At 63.1% G+C, this 26,746-nt stretch carries 17 protein-coding genes; 1 reads left to right on the top strand and 16 read right to left on the bottom strand.

Annotation, left to right across the window (positions count from 1 at the left end; translation table 11 throughout):
• The 15 genes from gspE to HU752_RS03020 form a co-directional block, all read right to left on the bottom strand.
• A complete protein-coding gene (gspE, locus tag HU752_RS03090) occupies window positions 1-1,464 on the bottom strand; it encodes a type II secretion system ATPase GspE (RefSeq protein ID WP_186688875.1) in 1,464 nt (487 codons plus the stop codon).
• On the bottom strand, window positions 1,461-3,356 hold the full coding sequence (gspD, locus tag HU752_RS03085) for a type II secretion system secretin GspD (protein WP_437182327.1): 1,896 nt from the start codon (window positions 3,354-3,356) through the stop codon (window positions 1,461-1,463). Before gspD ends, gspE begins: the two co-directional genes overlap by 4 nt.
• Complete coding sequence (locus HU752_RS03080) at window positions 3,353-3,853, bottom strand: type II secretion system protein N (protein WP_186688873.1); 501 nt, start codon at window positions 3,851-3,853, stop codon at window positions 3,353-3,355. The genes gspD and HU752_RS03080 overlap by 4 nt, the downstream gene beginning before the upstream one ends.
• Window positions 3,854-4,165: 312 nt before the next feature.
• Window positions 4,166-5,611 (bottom strand): lytic polysaccharide monooxygenase, encoded by a 1,446-nt coding sequence (locus HU752_RS03075; RefSeq protein ID WP_225920163.1) that lies wholly within the window; start codon window positions 5,609-5,611, stop codon window positions 4,166-4,168.
• Between the two features lie 440 nt (window positions 5,612-6,051).
• Window positions 6,052-7,119 (bottom strand): uroporphyrinogen decarboxylase, encoded by a 1,068-nt coding sequence (gene hemE, locus HU752_RS03070; RefSeq protein ID WP_186688871.1) that lies wholly within the window; start codon window positions 7,117-7,119, stop codon window positions 6,052-6,054.
• A 330-nt stretch (window positions 7,120-7,449) separates the two neighbouring features.
• The gene (locus tag HU752_RS03065) at window positions 7,450-8,868 is read right to left on the bottom strand and encodes an FAD-dependent oxidoreductase (protein WP_186688869.1); all 1,419 of its coding nucleotides are present in this window, start codon (window positions 8,866-8,868) and stop codon (window positions 7,450-7,452) included.
• 31 nt (window positions 8,869-8,899) lie between these two features.
• Window positions 8,900-13,348, bottom strand: a complete 4,449-nt coding sequence (gene gltB, locus HU752_RS03060) for a glutamate synthase large subunit (RefSeq protein WP_186688868.1) — start codon at window positions 13,346-13,348, stop codon at window positions 8,900-8,902.
• A gap of 347 nt (window positions 13,349-13,695) precedes the next feature.
• Window positions 13,696-15,303: an AAA family ATPase gene (locus HU752_RS03055; protein WP_186688867.1), complete on the bottom strand. Its 1,608-nt coding sequence runs from the start codon at window positions 15,301-15,303 to the stop codon at window positions 13,696-13,698.
• 10 nt (window positions 15,304-15,313) lie between these two features.
• Window positions 15,314-16,414, bottom strand: a complete 1,101-nt coding sequence (gene aroB, locus HU752_RS03050) for a 3-dehydroquinate synthase (RefSeq protein WP_186688865.1) — start codon at window positions 16,412-16,414, stop codon at window positions 15,314-15,316.
• A gap of 149 nt (window positions 16,415-16,563) precedes the next feature.
• On the bottom strand, window positions 16,564-17,082 hold the full coding sequence (aroK, locus tag HU752_RS03045) for a shikimate kinase AroK (protein ID WP_186688851.1): 519 nt from the start codon (window positions 17,080-17,082) through the stop codon (window positions 16,564-16,566).
• 4 nt (window positions 17,083-17,086) lie between these two features.
• Window positions 17,087-19,162, bottom strand: a complete 2,076-nt coding sequence (locus HU752_RS03040) for a type IV pilus secretin PilQ (protein WP_186688849.1) — start codon at window positions 19,160-19,162, stop codon at window positions 17,087-17,089.
• 11 nt (window positions 19,163-19,173) lie between these two features.
• Entirely contained in the window at window positions 19,174-19,701 is a 528-nt protein-coding gene (gene pilP / locus HU752_RS03035; protein ID WP_186688847.1) for a type 4a pilus biogenesis lipoprotein PilP, read from the bottom strand.
• Complete coding sequence (gene pilO / locus HU752_RS03030; RefSeq protein ID WP_186688845.1) at window positions 19,698-20,321, bottom strand: type 4a pilus biogenesis protein PilO; 624 nt, start codon at window positions 20,319-20,321, stop codon at window positions 19,698-19,700. The genes pilP and pilO overlap by 4 nt, the downstream gene beginning before the upstream one ends.
• Window positions 20,318-20,884 (bottom strand): PilN domain-containing protein, encoded by a 567-nt coding sequence (locus HU752_RS03025; protein ID WP_186688832.1) that lies wholly within the window; start codon window positions 20,882-20,884, stop codon window positions 20,318-20,320. Before HU752_RS03025 ends, pilO begins: the two co-directional genes overlap by 4 nt.
• Window positions 20,884-21,948, bottom strand: coding sequence for a pilus assembly protein PilM (locus HU752_RS03020; protein ID WP_186688830.1), 1,065 nt, complete (start codon window positions 21,946-21,948; stop codon window positions 20,884-20,886). The genes HU752_RS03025 and HU752_RS03020 overlap by 1 nt, the downstream gene beginning before the upstream one ends.
• Before the next feature lie 206 nt (window positions 21,949-22,154).
• Here HU752_RS03020 and HU752_RS03015 point away from each other — a divergent pair, with 206 nt between their 5' ends.
• Window positions 22,155-24,587, top strand: coding sequence for a penicillin-binding protein 1A (locus tag HU752_RS03015; protein WP_437182350.1), 2,433 nt, complete (start codon window positions 22,155-22,157; stop codon window positions 24,585-24,587).
• A 770-nt stretch (window positions 24,588-25,357) separates the two neighbouring features.
• On the opposite strand, the gene HU752_RS03010 is transcribed toward HU752_RS03015, so the two are convergent.
• Window positions 25,358-26,626 (bottom strand): malic enzyme-like NAD(P)-binding protein, encoded by a 1,269-nt coding sequence (locus HU752_RS03010; RefSeq protein WP_186687223.1) that lies wholly within the window; start codon window positions 26,624-26,626, stop codon window positions 25,358-25,360.
• Window positions 26,627-26,746: the final 120 nt, after the last annotated feature.

Here is a 26,746-nt window from a genome sequence, read left to right as displayed (position 1 = left end):
TCAGTCTTCCTGCGTGACGCGCAGCAGTTCGTCGAGGCTGGTGAGGCCTTCCAGCACCAGGCGCCGTCCGTCCTGGAACAGGCTGGGACCGAGGTTCCGGGCCTGCCGGGCCAGCTCCGGTTCACTGGCACCGTTGTGGATCATCTGCGCCAGGGGCTGGGTGATGCCGATCAGTTCGTAGATGCCGGTGCGGCCACGGTAGCCCTGCTGGCAGCGCGGACAGCCCGCGGCCCTGAAAATCCTCGGCGCGACCGGAAGCTCAACGCCCAGGCGCTGGCAGGCAGCCGTATCGGCCTGCACCGGCACCTTGCACGCGGGACACAGGGTGCGCACCAGCCGCTGGGCCAGCACGCCGACCAGCGATGACGCGAGCAGGTAGGCATCCACGCCCATGTCCAGCAGGCGGGTCACGGCCCCCGCCGCGCTGTTGGTGTGCAGGGTCGACAGCACCAGGTGGCCGGTGAGCGAGGCCTGCACGGCAATCGCAGCGGTTTCCCGATCACGGATCTCGCCCACCATCACCACGTCCGGGTCCTGGCGCAGGATCGCCCGCAGGCCACGGGCAAAGGTCATCTCCACCTTGGGATTGACCGGTGTCTGGCCGATGCCGGGCAGGTGGTACTCGATCGGGTCCTCGACCGTGAGGATGTTGCGGGTACGATCGTTGAGGTGATTCAACGCCGCGTAGAGGCTGGTGGTCTTGCCCGACCCGGTTGGTCCGGTGACCAGGAAGATCCCGTGGGGTTTGCCGAGGATGCGCCGGAAACGCTCCAGTGTTTCGTCCGGCATGCCGAGCCGGGCCAGTTCGAGGCGCCCGGCCTGCTTGTCCAGCAGGCGCAGCACCACCCGCTCGCCATGGGCCGAAGGCAGGGTCGAGACGCGTACATCGACCTCGTGGCCGGCCAGTCGCAGGGCGATCCGGCCATCCTGCGGCACGCGCTTCTCGGCGATGTCCAGCCGGGCCATGACCTTGATCCGCGATACCAGCAAGGTCGCCAGTTCACGTCGTGGCTGCAGCACCTCGCGCAACTGGCCATCCACCCGCAGGCGCACCGAGACACTGTGTTCGAAGGTTTCCAGGTGCACGTCCGAGGCCTTTTCCCGCACCGCCTCGCCGAGCAGGGCATTGATCAGGCGGATGATCGGCGCATCCCCCTCCTGCTCCAGCAGGTCGGCGGTTGTCGGCAGGTGATCGGCCAGGCTCATCAGGTCGAGCTCGTCGTCCAGGCCCTGGGCGACCTGCTCGGCGGCACTCTGGCCGTCGCTGTAGCAGGCAGCCAGGCGCTCGGCGAAGTCGGCCTCGCCGAGTGGCTGCAGCGGCCAGTCCCGGCCCAGCTGACGCCGAGCCTCGGCCAGTGCGGTCAACGGTGTATCGGCGCGGATCAGCAGGGTCGCCGTCTCGCCCTGCGGCTCCAGCAGCACGCCGAAACGTCGGGCAAAACCGAAGGGCAATCGACGCATCATGGCGCCGCCTGCTGCCGACGCAGATCGACCGCCGACTCATCCTCGCGCCCCTCGAACAGGCGCTGCGGATCGCTGGGCAGCAACAGCGAATTGCCCTGGCGCACCGAGGGCCGGCTCAGCTCGCGCAGCCGGTTGTAGCCGGTCTCGCTGGCCTCGACCAGGCCCTCCCGGCCACGCACGATGGTCGGCCGCAGGAACACCATCAGGTTGGTTTTCTCCTGTTTCTCCCGGCTCCAGCGAAACAGCGCCCCCAGGTAGGGAATGCTGCGCAGCAGCGGCACGCCACTTTCCTCGTGGCGAACGCTGTCCTTGATCAGGCCGCCGATGACGATGATCTCGCCGTCATCGACCAGGATGGTGCTCTTGAGCGTGCGCTTGTTGGTGATCAGGTCATCGACCACCAGGGGACTGGGGACCGTTTCGGAGTTTTCCTGCTCGACCCGCAGGCGCAGGGTGGAACCTTCGTTGATATGAGGGCGGATCTTCAGCTTGATGCCGACGTCTTCACGGCCGATCGTGTTATAGGGTTTGTCGTTGTCGGAACCGATCTGGTAGGAGCCCGTCTTGAACGGCACGTTCTGCCCTACCAGGATTTCCGCCTCCTGGTTGTCCAGGGTCAGCAGGCTGGGCGTGGACAGCACGTTGTTGCGCACGTTGCTCGCCAGGGCGGAAACCAGCATGCCAAAACGGTCATTGCCAAGATGCAGCAAGGCTCCCCCATCGGGCAGCCTGGCGTCGGCGAAACCGGAGCCTGGCAGGACGACACCGGCACCGGGAAAGGTGATGCTGCCCTGGGCACTTCCGGCATTGCCGCCCCACTGCACCCCGAGCGCGTCGGTGATATCCCCGGAAACCTCGACGATCGCCGCGTGGATCAGCACCTGCGAGCGCGGATGGTCGAGCTGGCGCACGATGCTCTCCAGGGTGCGTACCTGGCTCGGCTCGGCAATCAGCACCAGGGCGTTCTGGTTCTCATCCGCCTTGACCACCGCCTTGCTCGCAGGATTGTCCCGGCTGGCGGCACCGGCGACATCCTGCGCCAGCCCCTGCCCCATGGCATCGAGCACCTCGGCCAACTGCTTGGCGTCGCTGTAGCGCAGGCGGATCACCCGGGCATTGTCCGCACCTGCCGGAATCGGTGTATCGAGCGAGCGGGCCAGTGCCAGGAGGCGCTTGCGCACCGCCTGCGGGCCGATCAGCAGCAGGCGATTGCCACGGGTATCGGCAATCACCTGGCTGCCCGAGTCGGCACCCTGCTTGCCCAGGGACTGCTCCAGCACCCGCGCCAGGTCTGCAGCCAGGCCGTGCTGCAAGGGCAACACATCATGGGCCTGCCTGTGGCCGGCATCCAGCTCGCGAACGATCCTGGCGATACGCCGGACATTACCGGCACCATCGGTGATCACCAGGGCATTGGCCGATGCCGAAGGGCCGACATAACCGTTGACTGAAACCAGTGGCCTGACCAGGGCCGCGATATCGTTGGCCAGGCTGTTGCTCAGTGCGACCACCTCGGTGACGAATTGCCCGGCCTGGGCAGTATGGCTGTCGGCATCGCTGGCGCGGGTCCTGGCCTCCGCCACTGGCGTGACGAGAATCCGGTCACCCTCATCGATCACCGTGAAATTGTGCGCATCGAGTACCGAGTAGAACAGCCGTCGTACCCCTTCACGATCCAGCGCCTGCTCGGAAAGTACCGTGATACGCCCCTGAACCCGAGGGTCGAGCACCACCGTGGTGTCGAGGATCGACGACATCTCGCGCACCACATCGCGCAGTTCGGCATCGTTCATCGCCAATTGCCAGCGCGGCTCCTCGGCCCGAGCCGCCGGCAGTGAAAGCGACAACAGCAGGACGAAGGCGAGCAGGCGCCACGAGGCAAAGACTTTCACGGGTTCACCCCAGTGTCTGGGAGCGCGGGTCGCAAATGCGAAGAAGGCGCCGCGCCAGCGGGCGTTGCACTGCCCAGTGGCGCCAATGACCTTCGCGCAGGGCGCTCCAACGCCAGCATTTCCTCACGGCCATTACGCCAGAGCACCACGCGCCCGGCTTCGACCCGGCGCAGCACACTGCCACCGGGCAGGCTGTCGCCGACCCGATACATACGCTGCTCCCGGGTTCCCGCCAGCAGGGCGCTGGAGGCTCCCGAACTGGCGACGAAGCTGGCCCGCAGTTGCAACGGTTCGGCGCTGCGGGCCAGCGCGTCACGGGCCTGCAGGCCAAGTACCGTGACCACCGCCGCATGGTTGAGCGGCTGCGCCACAGGTGATGCGGAGTTGATCGGAGCAACGGCGGGCGCGACCGGCAGGTCACGGCGAAATGCCCACTCGCCCCAGGCCAGCCAGGCACCATAGGCCAACGGCACGGCGCCCAGTAGCAACCGGACCAAGGGCTTCACCAACTGATACGCCGCAGGCAGATGGATAGAGCGAAAAAATGATTGAACAGGATTTCCGCTAAACCACTTGATAAACCAATACAGCCCCTGCAGGAGACAGAAAATTTAGACACCCCTGTATAAGACCTACTCAACAATACGCACAAGATAGTGACACTCAAGAACCAGAGTGGAGAAAACCGAAAACGGCAAGAAGACAAATTCTTACTACCCGAACGACAACTCATCTATTGATACCCTGAGTTAGCCAAGCGGGGCCCCGAGTAACTTCCAGTTCATGACCCGGAACCCCGACAGTAACTATTACTTGGCTATCCAGGCATCCTGCCAGTTTGTTCCATGGCCCGGCTTGTAGTGATGTTCACTCGGGTTCTTGCACCAGTCCCCATTTGGAAACGGCTTGCACTCGTAGACGTCATCGCCCACCAATACCGTGGTACCCGGCCGATAGTTGGCAAGTTCCTGCGGATACACCCAGTCGAAGTCCTTGCCGGCTTCACCACCCAGCTCGATGGACACCAGGTCCTGGCGAGTGCTGCGGCCATCCGGTGTCACGCCGACCAGCTTGACCTGATGCGGGCCCGGCGCGCTGCGCACATCCACGTTCAAGCGGCTGGAACCGGCGTCAACCTGCTGCGTAGTGGAACCCACCGCCTTGTTGCTGGCATCGAATACCGTCAGTTCGACATTCATCAGGCGGTTGCCGAGCAGCGGCACCGGCAGGGCAAGGCGTCCCTTGTCCAGCACGAAGTCATTGCCCAGGGTCGCGATACGCAGGTCGGCGGCAGCATCTTCCTGCAACTCCATCTGCAGTTCATAGCGCTTCACGCCACTCTCGGCCCTGGCAAAGATCTTGTTCGCCCCCTTGATCGGACTGATCTTGCCCTCCTCGTCACGCACACCGGCACGCACCAGCTCCTGGCTGCGGTTGATCTGCTCGGCGAGCTTGAACGACCAGTTCTCCGGACGTCCTTCCTCGGCCGTGGCGATGGCGATCTCGACACGCCGCTCGTTGACCTCACCCTCGCTGCCAAAGCCACGGGCCCTGACCTTGTCGCCCACCAGCAACGCCGTGGAGGTTGGAGTGATCGTGCCGACCGACTGCCAGCCATCCGGCGTGACCGCCTCGGGCAGGATATTCACATCCGCCACGTTGTAGAACGCGGCCGCGGTGTCGCCTACGGTCCAGATGCCGAGGATGACATGCTGGCCAGTCCTGTCCGACGGGATGGAGCAGGCATGCCTGGCGCCGGAGATCGGCTGCACGTTGCGCCCGTCCACTTCACAGAACGGCGCGCTGTCGAACGAGGCGCGGGTCAACGGCTGGTTTGGGTTCCATCCGGCCTGGGTGATGAAATACTCATGCCTGGTCGCCGGATGGGCCGCGGTGTACTCCCAGGTGAACTCGATATCGCGGTCCTTGATTTCGCTCAGGTGCCAACGCGTCGCACTCTGGGCATCCAGCGCGGAGAAACTGGCCGAACCGCCGCTGGCGATCCTGCCATCGATGGGCCCCTGCATAGGCCCGCCACCACTGCCCGCCGGGAACCCCTTGAAGGTCTCACCGACGCTTTGCGGCTCGTACTGCGCGTTCCCACAGTCCTTGTTCAACCCCTGCTGACAGGCATAGGCCCGTGACGGCGGGTTGCTCAGATAACCGTGGGCCGCAGCCTGTTGCGAAGCCACCAGGGCCGCGAGCATGGCCAGGGAAGACGCACCTGCTGCAACCGAACCCGAACGTTTTCTCATCATAGTTTCCAATCCCGGAATGAATGACTGAAGTACTCGTATCCATGTCATTCGAGTAGAGAAATACCCTTGATGCGGACAGCCCTATCCCTGGGAGAGCCCCATCAATCGATAGTCATTTGAATAGCAATAGGAACAACCGAACTTCATACTTCTGGAACTTAGGAAGTAAGAATTCGGATGTGAATTTTACGAACATTGATTTTTTTAGCTGTAAGACAATTCCGAGCAAAAAGAACGAATCATCAGCAATATTGATTTTTCCTGAAAGCACAAACTTTTAAAGACTGGGAGCACAATGAACTTCGAAAGAGCTTTCAGAAAACGACCAGGGCGGGTAGCAAAAACAGGACTGTTCTTACAAGACGGGGCGAAAACAAGGGAGTGCGAAGAGCAGGACCAACGGCCCCGTCAAAGGGGCCGTGGCTGAAGCCGGAAACTCAGCGGTGATACTGCGCGGAGAACTCGTGCACGGCGTTGATGAAGGCGCCAGCATGCTCCGGGTCGACTTCGGGGGTAATGCCGTGCCCCAGATTGAACACATGGCCCGAACCTTCACCGTAGCTGGCGAGGATGCGTGCCACTTCGGCACGAATGGCTTCAGGCTTGGCGTACAACACGGTCGGGTCCATGTTGCCCTGGAGCGCGACCTGGCTGCCGACCCGACGACGCGCATCGCCCAGGTCACAGGTCCAGTCCAGGCCCAGGGCATCGGCGCCGGCCTCGGCAATGCTCTCGAGCCACAGGCCGCCATTCTTGGTGAACAGGATGACCGGCACCTTGCGCCCTTCGTGCTCGCGGATCAGGCCGCTGACGATCTTGCGCATGTAGGCCAGGGAGAATTCCTGGTAGGCCGCTGCCGACAGGCTGCCACCCCAGGTATCGAAGATCTGTACCGCCTGGGCACCGGCCAGGATCTGGCCGTTGAGGTAGGAAGTGACCGACTGCGCCAGCTTGTCCAGCAGCAGATGCAGGGCCTGCGGGTTGTCGTAGAGCATCGCCTTGGTCTTGCGGAAGTCTTTCGACGAACCGCCTTCGACCATGTAGGTCGCCAGGGTCCAGGGGCTGCCCGAGAAGCCGATCAGTGGCACACGGCCGTTGAGTTCGCGGCGGATGGTACTGACCGCGTCCATGACGTAGCCCAGGTCCTTCTGTGGATCGGGAATCGGCAGCGCCTCGATGTCGGCCAGGCTGTTGATGACTTTCCTGAAGCGCGGACCTTCGCCGGTCTCGAAGTACAGGCCCTGGCCCATCGCATCGGGGATGGTCAGGATATCGGAGAACAGGATCGCGGCATCCAGGCCCGGGTAGCGATCCAGGGGCTGCAGGGTGACTTCGCAGGCGAACGACGGGTTCATGCACAAGCTCATGAAATCGCCGGCCTTGGCGCGACTGGCGCGGTACTCCGGCAGGTAGCGACCCGCCTGGCGCATCATCCACACAGGGGTGACATCAACGGGTTGCTTGAGCAGGGCACGCAGGAAACGGTCGTTCTTCAGGGCAGTCATGTCGGCATCCGGAGAAAAAGTGCGGGCATTTTCTCAGAGCGCAACGAAAAAGGCACGGCGAGTGCCGTGTCTTTTGTCTATCGGGTCAATTTGTCGCGGAGGGCGACAGAGGTCCTGGTCTCACCTTGTGGCGAGCGGGCCTGCCCGCGCCGGGGCGCACAGCGCCCCCGAACCCTGACAACCCGGTATATCAGGTCGACCGGGATGACCGGGTTTACGGCTGCTGCGCAGCCGAGCGTGGGCAAGCCCACTCGCCACAAGGTGAGACCAGAGCCCCCCCTTTACCAGAGCACTCTTGCCGCCATACGGCAGCAAGAGCCTGGCAGAGGCTCAGACGCCCAGGTAGTCCAGGATCCCTTCGGCGGCGTTGCGCCCCTCGAAGATCGCCGTGACCACCAGGTCGGAACCGCGCACCATGTCGCCACCGGCGAAGATTTTCGGGTTGCTGGTCTGGTGCTTGAACTGACCGTTTTCCGGTGCAACGACGCGGCCCTGGCTATCGGTCTGGATGCCGAACTGTTCGAACCATGGCGCCGGGCTCGGACGGAAACCGAAGGCAATGACCACGGCGTCGGCCGGGATGATTTCCTCGGAACCCGGGATCGGCTCGGGGCTGCGGCGGCCACGGGCATCCGGCTCGCCGAGACGGGTCTCGACCACCTTCACACCCTCGACCTTGTCTTCACCGACGATCGCGATCGGCTGGCGGTTGTAGAGGAATTTCACGCCTTCTTCCTTGGCGTTCTTCACCTCTTTGCGCGAGCCGGGCATGTTCGCCTCGTCACGACGGTAGGCACAGGTCACCGCCTTGGCGCCCTGGCGGATCGACGTACGGTTGCAGTCCATCGCGGTGTCGCCACCGCCGAGGACCACGACCTTCTTGCCCTTCATGTCGACGAAATCTTCCGCCGACTTCTCGAAGCCCAGGTTGCGGTTGACGTTGGCGATCAGGAAGTCCAGGGCGTCATGCACGCCTGGCAGGTCCTCGCCGGCGAAGCCGCCCTTCATGTAGGTGTAGGTGCCCATGCCCATGAATACCGCGTCGTACTCGGCGAGCAGTTGCTCCATGGTCACGTCCTTGCCCACCTCGGTGTTGAGGCGGAACTCGATGCCCATGCCGGTGAAGACTTCGCGACGATTGCTCAACACGGTCTTTTCCAGCTTGAACTCGGGGATACCAAAGGTCAGCAGGCCACCGATTTCCGGGTTCTTGTCGAACACCACCGGCGTCACCCCGCCGCGTACCAGCACGTCGGCACAACCCAGGCCCGCCGGGCCCGCGCCGATGATCGCGACACGCTTGCCGGTCGGCTTGACCTTGGACATGTCCGGGCGCCAGCCCATGGCGAAGGCGGTATCGGTGATGTACTTCTCCACCGAACCGATGGTCACCGCGCCAAAGCCGTCGTTGAGGGTACAGGCACCCTCGCACAGGCGATCCTGCGGGCACACCCGGCCGCAGACTTCCGGCAGGGTGTTGGTCTGGTGGGACAGCTCGGCGGCCGCGAGGATGTTGCCCTCGGCCACCAGCTTCAACCAGTTGGGGATGAAGTTGTGGACCGGGCATTTCCATTCGCAGTACGGGTTACCGCAACCCAGGCAGCGGTGGGCCTGGTCGGCCGACTGCTGGGGTTTGAAGGGTTCGTAGATCTCCACGAACTCTTTCTTGCGTTGACGCAACAGTTTCTTCTTCGGATCCTTGCGCCCGACATCGATGAACTGGAAGTCGTTACTCAGACGTTCAGCCATTACAAAAACCTCATCAAACTCTTCAGGCGCATCACTGCGGGTTGGCACGGGTGCTGGACAACAGCGACTTCAGGCTGGCTGCCTTCGGCTTGACCAGCCAGAAGCGCCGCAGGTAGTCATCCAGGTTCTCGGCGAGGTTACGACCCCATTCGCTGTCGGTCTCCTCGACGTACTCGTCCAGTACGTTCTGCAGGTGGCTGCGATAGGCTTCCATCGCTTCACCGCTGATCCGCTGGATTTCCACCAACTCGTGGTTCACCTTGTCGACGAAGGTATTGTCCTGGTCCAGCACGTAGGCGAAACCGCCGGTCATGCCCGAGCCGAAGTTGTAGCCGGTCTTGCCCAGTACGCAGACGAAACCGCCAGTCATGTACTCGCAGCAATGGTCACCGGTACCTTCGACCACGGCGTGGGCGCCGGAGTTACGTACCGCGAACCGCTCGCCCGCAGTGCCAGCGGCGAACAGCTTGCCACCGGTGGCGCCATACAGGCAGGTGTTACCGACGATGGCACTGTCCTGGGTGCGGTAGGCGCTGCCCTTGGGCGGCACGATCACCAGCTTGCCGCCAGTCATGCCCTTGCCCACGTAGTCGTTGGCATCGCCTTCGAGGTACAGGTTCAGGCCACCGGCGTTCCACACGCCGAAGCTCTGGCCGGCCGTGCCCTTGAAGCGGAAGGTGATCGGCGCCTTGGCCATGCCCTGGTTGCCGTGCACACGAGCGATTTCGCCGGAGATCCGCGCGCCGATGGAACGGTCGCAGTTGCAGATATCCAGGTCGAACTCGGCACCGCTCAGGTCGTTGATCGCAGGCTTGGCCATTTCCACCATCTTCTCGGCCAGCAGGCCCTGGTCGAATGGCGGGTTGCGGTCGACCTGGCAGAACTGCGGCTTGTCCGCCGGAATATGATCACTGCCCAGCAGCGGAGTCAGGTCCAGGTGGTGCTGCTTGGCGGTCTGGCCTTCGATGACGTCCAGCAGATCGGTACGCCCGATCAGTTCTTCGAGGCTGCGCACGCCCAGCTTCGCCAGCCACTCACGGGTTTCCTCGGCGACGTAGGTGAAGAAGTTCACCACCATGTCGACGGTACCGATGTAGTGGTCCTTGCGCAGCTTGTCGTTCTGGGTCGCCACGCCGGTGGCGCAGTTGTTCAGGTGACAGATACGCAGGTATTTGCAACCCAGGGCGATCATCGGTGCTGTACCGAAGCCGAAGCTCTCGGCGCCGAGGATGGCCGCCTTGATCACGTCGAGACCGGTTTTCAGGCCACCGTCGGTCTGCACCCGAACCTTGCCGCGCAGGTCGTTGCCGCGCAGGGTCTGGTGGGTTTCGGCCAGGCCGAGCTCCCACGGTGCACCGGCATACTTGATCGAGGTCAGTGGCGAGGCACCGGTACCGCCGTCATAGCCGGAGATGGTGATCAGGTCGGCATAGGCTTTCGCCACACCGGCGGCGATGGTGCCGACACCGGCTTCCGCCACCAGCTTCACCGAAACCAGCGCCTGCGGGTTGACCTGCTTGAGGTCGAAAATCAGCTGCGACAAGTCCTCGATCGAGTAGATGTCATGGTGCGGCGGCGGCGAGATCAGGGTCACGCCCGGTACCGCGTAGCGCAGCTTGGCGATCAGGCCGTTGACCTTGCCGCCTGGCAGCTGGCCGCCCTCGCCGGGCTTGGCGCCCTGGGCCACCTTGATCTGCAGCACCTCGGCGTTGACCAGGTATTCCGGAGTCACACCGAAACGGCCGGTCGCGACCTGCTTGATCTTCGAGCTCTTGATGGTGCCGTAGCGCGACGGATCTTCACCGCCCTCACCGGAGTTGGAACGCGCACCCAGGCGGTTCATCGCCTCGGCCAGGGCTTCGTGGGCCTCCGGCGACAGCGCGCCGAGCGAGATACCCGCCGAGTCGAAGCGCTTGAGGATCGCCTCCAGCGGCTCGATCTCGTCGAGGCTCAGCGGCTTGTCCAGGATCTTGACCTTGAGCAGGTCGCGGATCATCGACACCGGGCGATTGTCGACCAGCGCGGTGTATTCCTTGAACTTGGCGTAGTCGCCCTGCTGCACGGCGGCCTGCAGGGTGTTGACCACGTCCGGGTTGTAGGCGTGGTATTCGCCACCGTAGACGAACTTCAGCAGGCCGCCCTGCTGGATCGGCTTGCGCGCGCTCCAGGCTTCGGTCGCCAGCAGTTTCTGCTCGGCTTCGAGGTCGACGAAACGGGCGCCCTTGATCCGGCTCGGAACGCCACGGAAGCTCAGGTTGACCACTTCCTCGGACAGGCCGATGGCTTCGAACAACTGCGCGCCACGGTACGAGGCGATGGTCGAGATACCCATCTTCGAGAGGATCTTGAGCAGGCCCTTGGTGATGCCCTTGCGGTAGTTCTTGAAGACTTCGTACAGGTCGCCCAGCACTTCGCCGGTGCGGATCAGGTCGCCCAGCACTTCGTATGCCAGGAACGGATAGACCGCCGAAGCACCGAAACCGATCAGCACCGCGAAGTGATGCGGGTCGCGGGCGGTCGCGGTTTCGACCAGGATGTTGCTGTCGCAGCGCAGGCCCTTCTCGGTCAGGCGGTGGTGTACCGCACCGGTGGCCAGGGACGCATGCACCGGCAGCTTGCCCGGCGCGATATGGCGGTCGCTGAGGACGATCTGGGTACGCCCGGCACGCACGGCTTCCTCGGCCTGGTCGGCGATGTTGCGCACGGCCGCTTCGAGGCCGACGCTCTCGTCGTAGTTCAGGTCGATGATCTGGCGCTCGAAGCCCGGACGCTCCAGGTTCATCAGCGAGCGCCACTTGGCCGGCGAAATCACCGGCGAGCTGAGGATCACCCGCGAGGCGTGTTCCGGAGACTCTTCGAAGATGTTGCGCTCGGCACCGAGGCAGATCTCCAGCGACATGACGATCGCTTCACGCAGCGGGTCGATCGGCGGGTTGGTCACCTGGGCGAACTGCTGGCGGAAGTAGTCGTACGGCGTACGCACGCGCTGGGACAGCACGGCCATCGGCGTGTCGTCGCCCATCGAGCCGACTGCCTCGTAGCCCTGCTCACCCAGTGGGCGCAGCACCTGGTCACGCTCTTCGAAGGTGACCTGGTACATCTTCATGTACTGCTTGAGCTGCTCGACGTTGTAGAACGCCGAACCATGGTCGTTGTCTTCCATGGTCGCCTGGATACGCAGGGCGTGCTTGCGCAGCCACTGCTTGTACGGATGGCGCGACTTCAGGCGGTTGTCGATCGAATCGGTGTCGAGGATCTGCCCGGTCTCGGTGTCCACGGCGAAGATCTGGCCCGGGCCGACACGGCCCTTGGCGATGACGTCTTCCGGCTGGTAGTTCCAGACGCCGATTTCCGAGGCCAGGGTGATGTAGCCGTTCTTGGTGGTAACCCAGCGCGCCGGACGCAGGCCGTTGCGGTCGAGCAGGCAGACCGCGTGGCGACCTTCGGTCATCACGACGCCCGCCGGGCCGTCCCAGGGCTCCATGTGCATGGAGTTGAATTCATAGAACGCACGCAGGTCGGCGTCCATGGTCTCGACGTTCTGCCACGCTGGCGGAATCAGCATGCGCACGCCACGGAACAGGTCGATGCCACCGGTCACCATCAGCTCGAGCATGTTGTCCATGCTCGAGGAGTCGGAACCGACGCGGTTGACCAGCGGGCCCAACTCGTCAAGATCGGGGATCAGGTCGTTGGCGAACTTGGTGCGACGGGCCAGGGCCCAGTTGCGGTTGCCGGTGATGGTATTGATCTCGCCGTTGTGCGCGAGGAAGCGGAACGGCTGCGCCAGCGGCCATTTCGGCAGGGTGTTGGTCGAGAAACGCTGGTGGAACACGCAGATCGCGGTCTTGAGCGTCGGGTCACCAAGGTCCGGGTAGAAGGCGGCGAGGTCCGCCGGCATCATCAGGCCCTTGTAGATGATGGTCTTGTGCGAAAAGCTGCAGATGTAGTGGTCGGTATCGGCGGCATTGGCCACCGACGAACGACGACGGGCGCTGAACAGCTTGATGGCGAACGCCTGGTCGCTCAGGCCCTCGCCGCCGATGAATACCTGCTCGATCTGCGGCAGGCGCTCCAGGGCCAGGCGGCCGAGGACGCTGGTATCGATCGGTACCTTGCGCCAGCCCACCAGTTGCAGGCCGGCCGCGAGGATTTCGCGATTCATGTTTTCGCGGGCAGCTTCGGCTTTGACCGGGTCCTGGTTGAAGAACACCATGCCCACCGCATATTGCTTGGGCAGATCGCTACCAAATTGCGATTTTGCGACAGCACGCAGGAACTGGTCCGGCTTCTGGATCAGAAGACCGCAACCGTCACCGGTCTTGCCGTCGGCGTTGATCCCACCGCGGTGGGTCATGCAGGTCAGGGCCTCGATGGCCGTCTGCAACAGGTGATGACTGGGCTCGCCTTGCATGTGCGCAATCAGGCCGAAACCGCAGTTATCCTTGAATTCATCTGGTTGGTACAGACCTGCTTTCATAGACACTTTCTCACCAGGCTGCCTCTCAAAGAGGCAAATTTCTTTTCAATTCAACCACTTACCATCCACGCCGAACGTACGCCGGCTTTGCAGGGGCAAAAGGGAGGTCATTGTACACACCGACACAGACGCCCACAAATTTAGCGACGAAATGTCGAAAACTCGTGTCGCATTTATGAAAGTTTTAAAGCGATATTTCGTGATAGTCAAAATTTTTTGAATTCTGACCGCTACGACTCAAACCTACCGTGACGCAGACACCACAAGGCACGCAGCTTTGCGGGCTGCGCGCCGAGGTGGAAATTTTGAGGTGCTGGGAGGGCGGCCTGGGTAAGGCCGCCGAATCATCAGCGAGTTGTGGCGAGGTCCTGTTGGACGCTGGCGACAGTGCGAGGCCAAGGTTTACCAGCCTGAACCTTCGCTGGCAAGGCCTTGATAGCGCTTACCGCTGCATCGCGGCTGGCGAAGCTGCCATAGGTGATCACATACAGCGGCTTGCCGTTGAGCACTTTCTTGAAGTAGCGGTACTCGCCGCCCTGCTCCTTGATGAAGTTCTGGGCAGTGGCTTCGGAGCTGGTGCCGAGGATCTGCACCACGTAGTGACCCGGGGCCTGGCCAGCATACCAGCTGCCACCGGCGGCGGCCTTGGCCGCTGGAGCTGGCTTCTCGGCCGGCTTCTCAGCCTTGGCTACCGGCTTGGCTGGCACCGGCACCGGCGTTTGCGCAGGCTTGGCAGCGGGAGTGGCCGGCTTGGCGGTAGCCACCTGGGTCTGCGCTGGAGTCGGCCGCGCCGGTACCGGCACCGGTGTTGGCGCCGGCCCGGCAGGCACGCCCACAGGAGGCGCGGTGGTGGTCACGGTCGGTGGCTGTGCCACACCGCCGTTCACCGCCGGGGCACCACCGTCATCACCCTCCGGCATGCCACCGGCCGCTTCGGCCAACGGACCGCGCATCACCGGTTGCGACTGGCCGACCAACGGCAATGGCATCGGTTGCGAATTACCGGCGAATTCCACCGCCGGACCACTGCCCGGCTTCGGCGCCTGCCCCAGCGGCAGCTGGGCCTGTTCGTTTGGCGCGCCGGCGGTGACCGGCGCCTTGCTACGCCCTGAACTCATCCAGGCCGCAGCGATCGCGACCACTACCACGCCGGACAACGCCAACACGTATTTCTTGGACATTTTGAACCCCATACTTGGTCGCTTGACCGCGGAGCGGCTGGCAATCATGGCTTCGATCATCGCGTCGCGGGCGACCTGGTTGATGTTCCCGGGCCAGCCCTCGGCGCTTTCGTGAATCTCAGTGATCTGCTCAGCGGAAAAAAGTTCTATTCCCTGCCCCGCACCTTCCAGGCGCTGGGCCAGGTACTCGCGGGTTTCCTCTTCCGTGTAGGGCTGCAGCTCGATCACATGGAAGCGCTCTTCTTCCGCGCTGTGCGGCTCCAGGGCAGCAATCAGCGACGACTCGCCGAACAGGAAGACATGCGGACGCCCTTCCGGGGCACCGGCGGCCAGGGCCAGCAGCGCCTCTATCGCCGATTCGTCCAGTTGCTCGGCGTCATCGACCAGCAGATAGACTTCCTGGCCGGTGAGGGCCAACTGCACCACCTGCGCCAGGATCGAGGAAACGTCGGCCTCGGCCACGTTCAGGGCCTGGGCGATCTGGTACAGCACACCAGCCGCATCGCCGGCACCGCGGGCCGAAACCACCACGCTCTGCACCGACTGCTTGTTGGTGCTGGCGACCAGCGCCTGGCGCAGCAGGGTCTTGCCGCTGCCCAGTGGACCTGTGACCACCAGCAGCAACTGGCTGTAGCGCGCCAGGTGATGCAACTGCCCCAACACCGGCTTGCGCTGGGCCGGGAAGAACTTGAAGCCAGGCACCCGTGGAGCGAAAGGATCGTGACTCAACTGATAATGGCCGAGGAAAGCCTCGTCGGCATGCAAACTAGTCATCGGAATCTAATCAACCTTTAAGCTGAGCCAGGGCGCGGTAGTCCGCACCCAGCGTGGCCTGTAGAACCTCTTTCGGATAATCGTCGGTCACCACGGCTTCGCCCATGCGGCGCAACAGCACCAGGCGCATGCGACCGTCGATCACTTTCTTGTCAACCGCCATGTGTTCGAGAAAATCGGCCTCGGTCATTTCCTCGGGAGGAATGACCGGCAAACCGGCACGCTGGAACAGGCGAATACCACGATCGCGCTCGGCCTCGCTGATCCAGCCCAGGCGCGCGGACATTTCCAGCGCCATCACCGTTCCCGCCGCCACCGCCTCGCCGTGCAGCCAGACACCATAGCCCATGTGGGTTTCGATGGCGTGGCCGAAGGTGTGCCCGAGGTTGAGCGTGGCGCGCACGCCGGATTCGCGCTCATCGGCGCCGACCACGGCCGCCTTGGCCGCGCAGGAACGCTCGATCGCCACGGTCAGGGCCTTCTGGTCCAGGGCCCGCAGGGCGTCGACATGCTCTTCCAGCCAGGTCAGGAAGGGCTCGTCGCAGATCAGCCCGTACTTGATGACTTCCGCCAAGCCGGCCGACAGCTCGCGGGCCGGCAGCGTCTTGAGGGTCGCCGTGTCGATCAGCACCGCGTTCGGCTGGTAGAACGCACCGACCATGTTCTTGCCCAGCGGGTGGTTGATACCGGTCTTGCCGCCCACCGACGAATCGACCTGCGACAACAAGGTAGTCGGTACCTGGATAAAATCCACTCCGCGCTGGTAACAGGCCGCAGCGAAACCGGCCATGTCACCGATGACCCCGCCACCCAGGGCGATGATGGTGGTCCGGCGGTCGTGACGGGCTTGCAGCAGGCCGTCGAAAATCAGTTGCAGGGTTTCCCAGTTCTTGAAGGCTTCGCCGTCGGGCAGCACCACCGAGATCACCGAGTAGGCTCCCAGGCTGCGGCTCAGGCGTTCGAGATAGAGCGGAGCGACGGTGGCGTTGGAGACGATTGCGACTTGCCGACCGGCAATGTGCGGCGTCAGCAGCTCGGGTTGGTCCAGCAACCCTTCGCCAATATGGATCGGATAGCTACGCTCGCCAAGATCGACCTTAAGTGTCTGCATGTGTCCCCACAGTGAAGATGGACGCGGGCGTCCAATCCCAGGATTAACGATTGTTGGCGGCGCCCGTTTCCGGCGCGACCCAATGGCCTTGGGCCATGACCGCGAGCGGGCATGGCGGGCGTCGAGAATAGCGCATTTCTGCGCGAGCTTTAACGGGGAGGTAGCTGCTGCAAGCGCTCAAGGATGTCCAGCACGACCATTCGCGGTGGCCGCTCATCGGTTTCCACCACCAGATCGGCGATTTCCCGGTAGAGCGGGTCACGGATTGCCAGCAGCTCGCGCAGCGTCTTCGCCGGATCGGCGGTACGCAGCAGGGGCCGGTTGCGGTCGCGGGCCGTACGCCCCACCTGCTGCTCCACCGAAGCATGCAGGTAGACCACTCGCCCACCGGCGTGCAGTGCCTGACGGTTTTCGTCGCGCATCACCGCACCACCGCCCGTGGCCAGGACCACACCGTCGCTGGCGCACAGCTCGGCAATCATGGCCTGTTCGCGATCACGGAAGCCCGGTTCGCCTTCCTTGTCGAAGATCCACGGGATATTCGCGCCGGTGCGCAATTCAATTTCCTTATCGGAATCCTTGAAAGGCAGGCGCAGCTCTTTGGCCAACAATCGGCCTATGGTGCTCTTTCCAGCCCCCATAGGCCCAACAAGAATCAAATTTCGCACAGAATCAACGACTCACAGCAATCGCCTGGTTATTCATGATACGCGGAGTCAGGAATACCAGCAGCTCGGATTTTGCTTCCGAGACGATGTCCCGACGGAAAAGGCGCCCAACATACGGCACATCGCCCAGAAATGGCACCTTCTCTTCGGTCTTGCTCTGAGTATTCGAGAACACGCCACCGATCACCACGGTTTCACCGTCGTTGACCAGCACCTTGGCGTTGACTTCGTTCTTCTTGATCGGCGGCACGTTGTTGAGCACGTTCTGGTAGTCCGGCTCATCCTTGGTGACCTTCACTTCCATGATGATCCGGTTGTCCGGGGTGATCTGCGGCGTGACCTCGAGAGACAGCGACGCCTCCTTGAAGGAGACCGAGGTGGCACCGCTGGAACTCGATTCCTGGTACGGGATCTCCGTACCCTTGAGGATCTTCGCGGTTTCCTTGTCGGAAGTCACCACCTTCGGTTGCGACACGACTTCACCGTTGCCGGTCTTCTCCATCGCGCTCAGTTCCAGGTCGAGGATGGTGTTGTCGGTGACGAAGCCGATACCGATGCCGGACGTTGCCGAGGTTGCACCCAGGTCGACGAACGGTGTGCTGCTGCTCTGGCCGGTCAGTTTGGACAGCGTCGGCGAGCCGCCGTTGGTCTTCCAGTTGCCACCGGAGATGCTGCCGCCCCAACGGGCGCCCAACTGCTTGTCATAGCCGACGTTGGCTTCGACGATGCGCGCCTCGATCATCACCTGGCGCACCGGAATGTCCAACTGCGCCACGATTCGCCGCAGCTCATCGAGACGTTCCTGGGTCTGGTAGGCAATGATGTTGTTGGTGCGTTCATCCACGGTGATCGAACCGCGCTCGTCACCCTTGCTCTCGGCACTGGTCACCGACTGGAACAGCTTGGCGATGTCCGCCGCCTTGGCGTAGTTGACCTGCAGCAGCTCACGCCGCAGCGGTGCCAGCTCGGCGATCTGCTTCTGCGACTCCAGCTCCTGGCGCTCACGCGCGGCGATCTCGTCCGCCGGCGCCACCAGCAGCACATTGCCGATCTTGCGCTTGTCCAGGCCCTTGGTCTTGAGCACCAGGTCCAGCGCCTGGTCCCATGGCACGTTCTGCAGGCGCAGGGTGATCCCGCCCTGCACCGTGTCGCTGGCCACCAGGTTCAGGTTGGTGAAGTCGGCGATCAGTTGCAGCACCGAGCGGACGTCGATGTCCTGGAAGTTGAGCGAGAGCTTTTCACCGGTGTAGACGAAACGCTCCGCATTGCGCCGCTGCAGGTCGTCGACGGTCAGCGGACGGACGCTGATGGTCAGCTTGTTGTCGGTCTGGTAGGTCGAATAGTCGAAGGCACCGCCCGGCTCGATGGAAATGCTCGCCCGATCGGCGGAAGCCGTGGCGTTGACATACTGCACCGGCGTGGCGAAATCCTTCACGTCCAGGCGTACGCGCAGCGGCTCAGGCAACTGGGTACGAGGGAAATCCACGCTGATCTTGCCGCCTTTTTCCTGGATATCAGGGCTGATGGACGGATCGGAGAGTTCGATGACCACATTGCCCTCGCCCTGCTCGCCCCGCTGGAAGTCGACACTGCGAATGGCCTTGCCCACCGGCACGTAGGGTTTCGGTGCAACCCGCGCAGGCTGTGCCGCCGCAGCCACCGGACGGGCGCTGGCAGCCTGGCTCGACGCAACGGGCGCCGCCCCCTGGCCGACCACCACGAACAGGTTGTTGCCATCGATTCGGGTGTTGTAGGGCGCCAGCTTGGTCAGGTTGATGATCAGCCGGGTACGATCCTTGGCCTCGACCACGGTCACGCTGCGCGCATTACCCACGCCCAGGTCGCGGGTCCGCGTGGCCAGTTGGCTGGCCACACCGGTCAGGTCCAGGGCGATCCGCGCCGGCTGCTCGGTGGTGTAGCCGTGCGGGGCTGGCGGCGCGCCGTCGAAGGCCAGCTTGAGCTCGACCCGATCCCCTGGCAGAGCCGCCACGTCGAGGGTCTTGAGGTTGGCCGCGAACACCATCGGCGACACCAGCGCCATCCATAGCGAAATGCCGAGGGAGGAAAGGATCCGGTTCATATCGAGTTCCACTATGAGTGCTCTTTCAAGGGGATAGTGCGAGGTCGCTCCAGCCAGCCGCCTTCGCCGTCCGGAACGATTTCGATCACTTCGACCTGGGAGTCGGTGATGGCCACGATATGACCTTCGTTACGCCCCAGGTAATCGCCCACTTTCAATCGATGAACGCCACCCGCACCACGCAACAAGGCGTAGGTGCCGCTGGCATTGGAAAGGGTGCCAACCATCTCGAACTGTTCGATATTGAAGCCTTCGAGGAACTGCCTGGTCCGGTTCGGATCCGGCTTGACCTCACGCGAACCCTTCTGGCGATTCGCCAGGTCGATCTTGACCGGCGGCTGGAACGGGCTGCGCAACGATGCGGCACGGTAGGTAAAGGCCTCATAGGACTGGAACTTCGGCGTCGGCTCGATGTTGCCGGCCGGCCGCGCGCGCACCTCGCGCATATAGGCATCGAGGTCGCCGAAATCATTGCCCCCGCCACAACCGGCCAGCAGCAGCGTCAGCAGCCCCACGCACAACCCGCGCACGCCGATCATTTCTGCAGCCCCTTGTCGTTGTAGCGATAGGTCTTGGCGAGAATGCTCATGCGCAGCTTGTTGCCATTGCCCTCGGCCACCGGCCTGATCTCGAAATCATGCAGGGTGACGATCCGTGGCAGGCTGGCCACGCCACTGACGAAAGTGGCCAGGTCGTGATAGGCCCCCGTGACGGTGATCTGGATCGGCAGCTCGATATAGAACTGCTGCGTCACCTCCGGCAGCAGCTTGATCTCCTCGAACTCCAGCCCGCTGCCAAGCCCGGTGCGCGTGATGTCTTCCAGCAGCCCCGGCACTTCGGTATCGCTGGGCAGTTGCTTGAGCAGCGCACCGAAAGACGCCTCCATGTCACTCATCTGCTGGGTATAGGCCTCGAGGTTCGCCGCCAGGTGCGCCTTGGTCGCGAACTGCTCCTTGAGGGTGATCTCGGTGGCCTGCTGCTGGTCCAGTTGCCCGGTCAGGTCCTTGATATAGCCGAAGTAACCCAGCATCAACACCAGCAGCGCGACGAAGATTGCGCAAACCACCTTGACCGCAATCGGCCAGGAACCGATGTTCTGCAGGTCAAGATCGGCAAGATCGATCTTGCGCAGGTTCTCCAGGCGTTCGGAGATATTCATTTGGCAGCCCCCGCAACCGGAGGCTGGGTCTGGCGAACGCTCAACTGGAACACGTTGGCCTGATCGACCGTCCCGCTGGTGGTCGCCTTGACCTCGGTCAGGCTGGGAGCCTCGAGCCATTCGGACGCTTCGAGATTACGCATCAGGTCCGAAACCCGGTTGTTGGACTCCGCCGCACCGGTGATCGCAATGACCTTGCCCGTCATCTTCACGTCCGTGAAATACACACCGTCGGGCAGGGTTCGCGTCAACTGATCGAAGATCCGCCCGCTGATCGAACGATTGCCCTGCAGGTCCTGGATGATCTTCATCCGCTCGATCAGTTGCTGGCGACGCGCCTTCAGTTCGCTGATCTGCTTGATCCGCGAGTCGAGCTGGGCGATTTCCTTGTTCATGTAGGCGTTGCGCGCCACCTGCTGGTCGATGGAACGGCTGATGTACTGGTCGGCGATCAGGACAATGCCGACCGAGGCCACCAGCACCCCGACCAGCGCCGTCAGAAAGCGCTTGCGCCGCTCTTCGCGCAGCTGTTCGCGCCAGGGGAGAAGGTTGATCCGTGCCATCAGTCAAAACTCCTCAACGCCAGGCCACAGGCGATCATCAGGGCCGGCGCGTCACTGGCCAGCGCCCCGGCATTGACCTTGCTGCTCAACGCCATGTCGGCGAACGGGTTGGCGACCATGGTCGGCGTCCCCAGGCGCTGCTGGATCAGGTGGTCGAGCCCGGCAATCGAGGCGGTACCGCCAGCCAGCAGGATGTAGTCGACATCGTTGTACTGGCCCGAGGCGAAAAAGAACTGCAGGGAACGCGAAACCTGTTGGACCAGGGCTTCCTTGAACGGCTGCAGAACCTCGACGACATAGTCGTCGGGCAGGCCACCCTGCTTCTTCGCCAGGCCGGCCTCCTCGTTGGACAGGCCATAGCGGCGCTGGATTTCCTCGGTGAGCTGGCGCCCGCCGAACAACTGCTCGCGGGTATAGATGATCCGCCCGTTGTGCAGGACACTGAGGGTGGTCATGGTCGCACCGATGTCGACCACCGCGACCGTCAGCCTGTCGTGGTCGATCGCCAGTTGGGAGGCCAGCAGGCCGAAGGAGCGCTCCAGTGCATAGGCCTCGACATCGACCACCCGGGCATCGAGCCCGGCCAGGCCGAGCGCCGCCTCGCGCACTTCGACGTTTTCTTTCCGACAGGCGGCCAGCAGTACCTCGACACGCTCGGGGTTGCGCGCCGAATAGCCCTGGACCTCGAAGTCGATGGCGACTTCCTCCAGCGGATAGGGAATGTACTGGTCGGCTTCGATCTTGAGCTGGTTCTCCATGTCGTCGTCGGAGAGCCCGGCATCCATCTCGATGGTCTTGGTGATGACGGCGGAACCGGCCACGGCCACCGCGGCCTCGCGCGCACTGGTCCGCGCCTTGAGCAACACGCGGGTGAGGGCCTGGCCGACCCCCTCCAGCTCGGCAATGTTCTTCTCGACCACGGCATTGGGCGGCAGCGGCTCCACGGCATAGGACTCGACCCGATATCGATTGCCCGAGCGGCTCAATTCGAGGAGTTTGACCGAGGTCGAACTGATGTCTATCCCCAGGAGCGAATGCGCTTTTTTGCCGAAGAGTCCAAGCACTACCGATTCCCTATTACTATCCGCGACTTACGGACCCTTTATGATGAAGGGCATTTAATAGCAGTCTTGACATAAGCGCAAATGACGCTCAAGGCCAAAAATGCTTATAATGCCCCACGCTTTTCTCCGAGTCGTCGAACCAGCGCTTGCCGTGAATCTAGCCTGACGCCTAACTCATTCTTTTATCTGGAAATCCACAAGCCTTGATTCGTCTGCTGAAGTTTTTCGGGTGGTCTATCGTCGCCGTATTCTGCGGGCTTCTGCTCGTCCTGAGCGGCGCGTTTCTCTATCTTAGTCCGGGCCTGCCATCCGTGGAGGCGCTGCGAAGCATCCAGTTGCAGATTCCGCTGCGGGTCTACACCAGTGACGGCAAACTGATAGCAGAATTTGGCGAAATGCGTCGCTCTCCCATCCGCTTCGCCGACATCCCCCCGAACTTCATCAACGCCCTGCTGAGCGCCGAAGACGACAACTTCGCCAATCACTATGGCGTCGACCCCAGCAGCCTGATGCGCGCCGCGACCCAACTGGTCAAGAGCGGGCATATCCAGTCCGGCGGCAGCACCATCACCATGCAGGTGGCGAAGAACTTCTTCCTGTCGAGTGAGCGTAGCTTCTCGCGCAAGACCAACGAGATTCTCCTGGCCCTGCAGATCGAACGCCAACTGACCAAGGACGAAATCCTCGAGCTGTACGTGAACAAGATCTACCTGGGTAACCGCGCCTACGGTATCGAGGCCGCGTCACAGGTTTATTACGGCAAGTCGATCCGCGACATCAGCCTGGCCCAGATGGCCACGATCGCCGGCCTGCCCAAGGCGCCGTCGCGCTTCAACCCATTGGCCAACCCGGTACGGGCCAAGGAGCGCCGCGACTGGATTCTTGGCCGCATGTACAAGCTGGGCAAGATCGACGAAGCCGCCTACCAGGCCGCCCTCGCCGAGCCGATGAACGCCAGCTATCACGTACCGACGCCGGAAGTGAACGCCCCCTACATTGCCGAGATGGCCCGCGCCGAAATGGTCGGCCGCTATGGCAGCGACGCCTACACCGAGGGTTTCCGCGTCACCACCACGGTGCCGAGCAACCTGCAGGAGCTGGCCAACCACGCCGTCCAGGAAGGCCTGATCACCTATGACCAGCGCCATGGCTACCGCGGCCCGGAGTCGCGCCTGCCGGGCAAGACCCGCGAAGCCTGGAACCTCGAGCTGAGCAAGCAGCGCACCATCAGCGGGCTGGAGCCGGCGATCGTTACCCAGGTGGACAAGAACGCACTGCACGTACTGACCCGCAACGGCACCGAAACCGTGGCCTGGGACAGCATGAAGTGGGCCCGCCCCTACCTGAACACCAACAGCATCGGTGCCGTGCCGAAACAGCCGGCGGACGTCGCCCAGGTCGGCGACCTGATCCGCGTGCAACGCCAGGCCGACAACAGCCTCAAGTTCAGCCAGATCCCGTCCGCCCAAAGCGCCCTGGTCTCGCTTGACCCGCAGAACGGCGCCATTCGCGCCCTGGTCGGTGGCTTCGCCTTCGAGCAGAGCAACTACAACCGCGCCATGCAGGCCAAGCGCCAGCCGGGTTCGAGCTTCAAGCCGTTCATCTACAGCGCGGCCCTGGACAACGGCTACACCCCGGCCAGCCTGGTCAACGACGCACCGATCGTGTTCGTCGACGAGTACCTGGACAAGGTCTGGCGGCCGAAGAACGACACCAACACCTTCCTCGGCCCGATCCGCCTGCGCGAAGCGCTGTACAAGTCGCGCAACCTGGTCTCGATCCGCCTGCTGCAGAGCCTGGGCGTCGACAAGACCATCGACTACATCACCCGCTTCGGCTTCAACAAGCAGGACCTGCCGCGCAACCTGTCCCTGGCCCTGGGTACCGCGACCCTGACGCCGATGGAAATCGCCACCGGCTGGAGCACCTTCGCCAACGGCGGCTACAAGATCACGCCGTACCTGATCGACAAGATCGAAAGCCGCAATGGCGAGACCCTGTTCGTCGCCAACCCGCCGAGCGTACCGACCGGCATGGCCGCCAGCAGCGGTATCGCGGCACCGAGCCATTCGACCTTCACCATCAACGGCAGCAGCGAAGGCCCGGCGCCCGCCGCCCAAGCCCCGGCAGTCGCCGAGCGCATCGTCGACGGGCGCACCACCTACATCCTCAACAGCATGCTCGAGGACGTGATCAAGCTCGGCACCGGCCGCCGCGCCCTGGCCCTGGGCCGCAGCGACCTGGCCGGCAAGACCGGTACCACCAACGACTCCAAGGATGCCTGGTTCAGCGGCTACAACGCCGACTACGTGACCACTGTCTGGACCGGTTTCGACCAGCCGGAAAGCCTTGGCCGTCGCGAGTTCGGTGGCACCGTGTCGCTGCCGATCTGGATGGACTACATGGGCGCCGCGCTCAAGGACAAGCCTGCGCACACCCAGGCCGAACCGGAAGGCATCCTCAGCCTGCGGGTCGATCCGGTCAGCGGGCGTGCAGCAGTACCCGGCACACCGAACGCCTACTTCGAACTGTTCAAGAGCGAAGACACGCCACCGTCGGTCAACGAACTGGGCACCGGCGGCAGCGCCCCTGGCAGCCCGCTGCCAGCGGACGAATCGGCACCGATCGACCTGTTCTGACCAGACGGGAATGACTCCTCCAACAATGGGGGGGTGGACACGCCTGATAGGCGGGCGCTTGTGGCGAGCAGGCTTGCCCGCGCCCGGCTGCAAGGCAGCCGCAACTCAGGCAGCCCGTGTCTCCTGAACTGACGCAACCAGCAGGCTTCAGGGGTGCCTTGCACCCCAGCGCGGGCAAGCCCGCTCGCCACATCAAGCAGCCTCGACACCCTACGGAGCAGCCAATCGCTTGAGAAAAGCCTGCTGACAGCGGTCAGCAGGTTTACCGTGATGAAAGCCGAACTCTCGGGATAAGAGCAGGTTTTGTGGCAAGCGGGCTTGCCCGCGCTCGGCTGCAACGCAGCCGCAACTCAGGCAGGCCGTGTCTCCTGAACTGACGCAACCAGCAGGCTTCAGGGGTGCCTTGCACCCCAGCGCGGGCAAGCCCGCTCGCCACATCAAGCAGCCTCGACACCCTACGGAGCAGCCAATCGCTCGAGAAAAGCCTGCTGACAGCGGTCAGCAGGTTTACCGTGATGAAAGCCGAACTCTCGGGACAAGAGCAGGTTTTGTGGCGAGCGGGCTTGCCCGCGCTCGGCTGCAACGCAGCCGCAGCCCAGGCAACCCGTATCGCCTGAGACGGCGCAACCCGCAGGTTTTGGGGTGCTTTGCACCCAGCGCGGGCAAGCCCGCTCGCCACACCGAGCAGCCTGCACCATAGGCAATATCACCCGCCACAAAAAAGCCCCGGCTCTCACGAGCCGGGGCTTTTCATTTGACGCTACAGCGGCTTAGCCGTTGAACACGTCATCCACGCTTTTCAGCGGGTAGTGCTTCGGATACGGCAGGGTCGCCACACCGGTCTCGATCGCAGCCTTGGCCACGGCATCGGAGATCACGGTGATCAGGCGGGCATCCAATGGCTTCGGAATGATGTACTCACGACCGAATTCCAGCGAATCAACCCCGTAGGCCTCGCACACTTCCTTCGGAACCGGCAGCTTGGCCAGGTCTTTCAGCGCGTTGGCAGCGGCGATCTTCATCTCCTCGTTGATACGCTTGGCGCGAACGTCCAGGGCGCCACGGAAGATGAATGGGAAGCCCAGGACGTTGTTGACCTGGTTCGGGAAGTCCGAACGACCGGTGGCCATGATCACGTCGCTACGGGTAGCGTGGGCCAGCGCCGGGGCGATTTCCGGATCAGGGTTCGAACAGGCGAACACGATCGGGTTGGCCGCCATCGACTTCAGGCCTTCAGCGCTCAGCAGGTTAGGACCGGACAGGCCGACGAATACGTCAGCGCCTTCCAGGGCATCAGCCAGGGTACGCTTGTCGGTCGCGTGGGCGAAGACCGCCTTGTACTGGTTCAGGTCGTCACGGCCGGAGTGGATGACGCCACTGCGGTCGATCATGTAGATGTTCTCGATCTTCGCACCCATGCTGACCAGCAGCTTCATGCAGGAGATCGCGGCAGCACCGGCACCCAGGCAGACGATCTTGGCTTCCGGCAGGGTCTTGCCGGCGATTTCCAGGGCGTTGATCATGCCGGCTGCAGTGACGATCGCGGTACCGTGCTGGTCATCGTGGAACACCGGGATGTCGCACTGTTCAATCAGCGCGCGCTCGATCTCGAAGCACTCGGGTGCCTTGATGTCTTCCAGGTTGATACCACCGAAGGTGATGGAAATGCGCTTGACGGTGTCGATGAAGGCTTGCGGGCTTTCCGAGTCGACTTCGATGTCGAACACGTCGATGCCGGCGAAGCGCTTGAACAACACGCCCTTGCCTTCCATTACAGGCTTGGAGGCCAGCGGGCCGAGGTTGCCCAGGCCGAGGATCGCGGTGCCATCGGAAATGACCGCAACCAGGTTGCCCTTGCCAGTGTACTTGTAGGCCAACTCGGGATCGCGGCCGATTTCACGTACGGGCTCGGCAACACCAGGGCTGTAGGCCAGCGACAGGTCGCGGGCAGTAGCGGTGGCTTTGGTGAGCTCGACGCTCAGCTTCCCCGGACGAGGATTGGCATGATACTCGAGAGCGGCAGTTTTCAGATCTGACATATGGGCATTCCGCTTTTTACTGTGGGACAGACGGACCGCCGAGGATACGCGTGTCGCAAAGTCCTCACAAGACTGACCAGTCACCGGTGTCAAGGGTCGCAACCTACGACTTTGGCCCAA

It is taken from the genome of Pseudomonas vanderleydeniana (genome assembly GCF_014268755.2).
Taxonomy (GTDB): domain Bacteria; phylum Pseudomonadota; class Gammaproteobacteria; order Pseudomonadales; family Pseudomonadaceae; genus Aquipseudomonas; species Aquipseudomonas vanderleydeniana.
This window is presented reverse-complemented; position numbering and strand designations above follow the sequence as displayed.

What these genes read in the sequence shown, in the direction of transcription:
- gspE (WP_186688875.1), bottom strand. Translation starts at nt 1,464, where the DNA reads ATGATGCGTCGATTGCCCTTCGGTTTTGCCCGACGTTTCGGCGTGCTG.
- HU752_RS03075 (WP_225920163.1), bottom strand. Translation starts at nt 5,611, where the DNA reads ATGAGAAAACGTTCGGGTTCGGTTGCAGCAGGTGCGTCTTCCCTGGCC.
- hemE (WP_186688871.1), bottom strand. Translation starts at nt 7,119, where the DNA reads ATGACTGCCCTGAAGAACGACCGTTTCCTGCGTGCCCTGCTCAAGCAA.
- HU752_RS03065 (WP_186688869.1), bottom strand. Translation starts at nt 8,868, where the DNA reads ATGGCTGAACGTCTGAGTAACGACTTCCAGTTCATCGATGTCGGGCGC.
- gltB (WP_186688868.1), bottom strand. Translation starts at nt 13,348, where the DNA reads ATGAAAGCAGGTCTGTACCAACCAGATGAATTCAAGGATAACTGCGGT.
- HU752_RS03055 (WP_186688867.1), bottom strand. Translation starts at nt 15,303, where the DNA reads ATGACTAGTTTGCATGCCGACGAGGCTTTCCTCGGCCATTATCAGTTG.
- aroB (WP_186688865.1), bottom strand. Translation starts at nt 16,414, where the DNA reads ATGCAGACACTTAAGGTCGATCTTGGCGAGCGTAGCTATCCGATCCAT.
- HU752_RS03040 (WP_186688849.1), bottom strand. Translation starts at nt 19,162, where the DNA reads ATGAACCGGATCCTTTCCTCCCTCGGCATTTCGCTATGGATGGCGCTG.
- pilP (WP_186688847.1), bottom strand. Translation starts at nt 19,701, where the DNA reads ATGATCGGCGTGCGCGGGTTGTGCGTGGGGCTGCTGACGCTGCTGCTG.
- pilO (WP_186688845.1), bottom strand. Translation starts at nt 20,321, where the DNA reads ATGAATATCTCCGAACGCCTGGAGAACCTGCGCAAGATCGATCTTGCC.
- HU752_RS03025 (WP_186688832.1), bottom strand. Translation starts at nt 20,884, where the DNA reads ATGGCACGGATCAACCTTCTCCCCTGGCGCGAACAGCTGCGCGAAGAG.
- HU752_RS03010 (WP_186687223.1), bottom strand. Translation starts at nt 26,626, where the DNA reads ATGTCAGATCTGAAAACTGCCGCTCTCGAGTATCATGCCAATCCTCGT.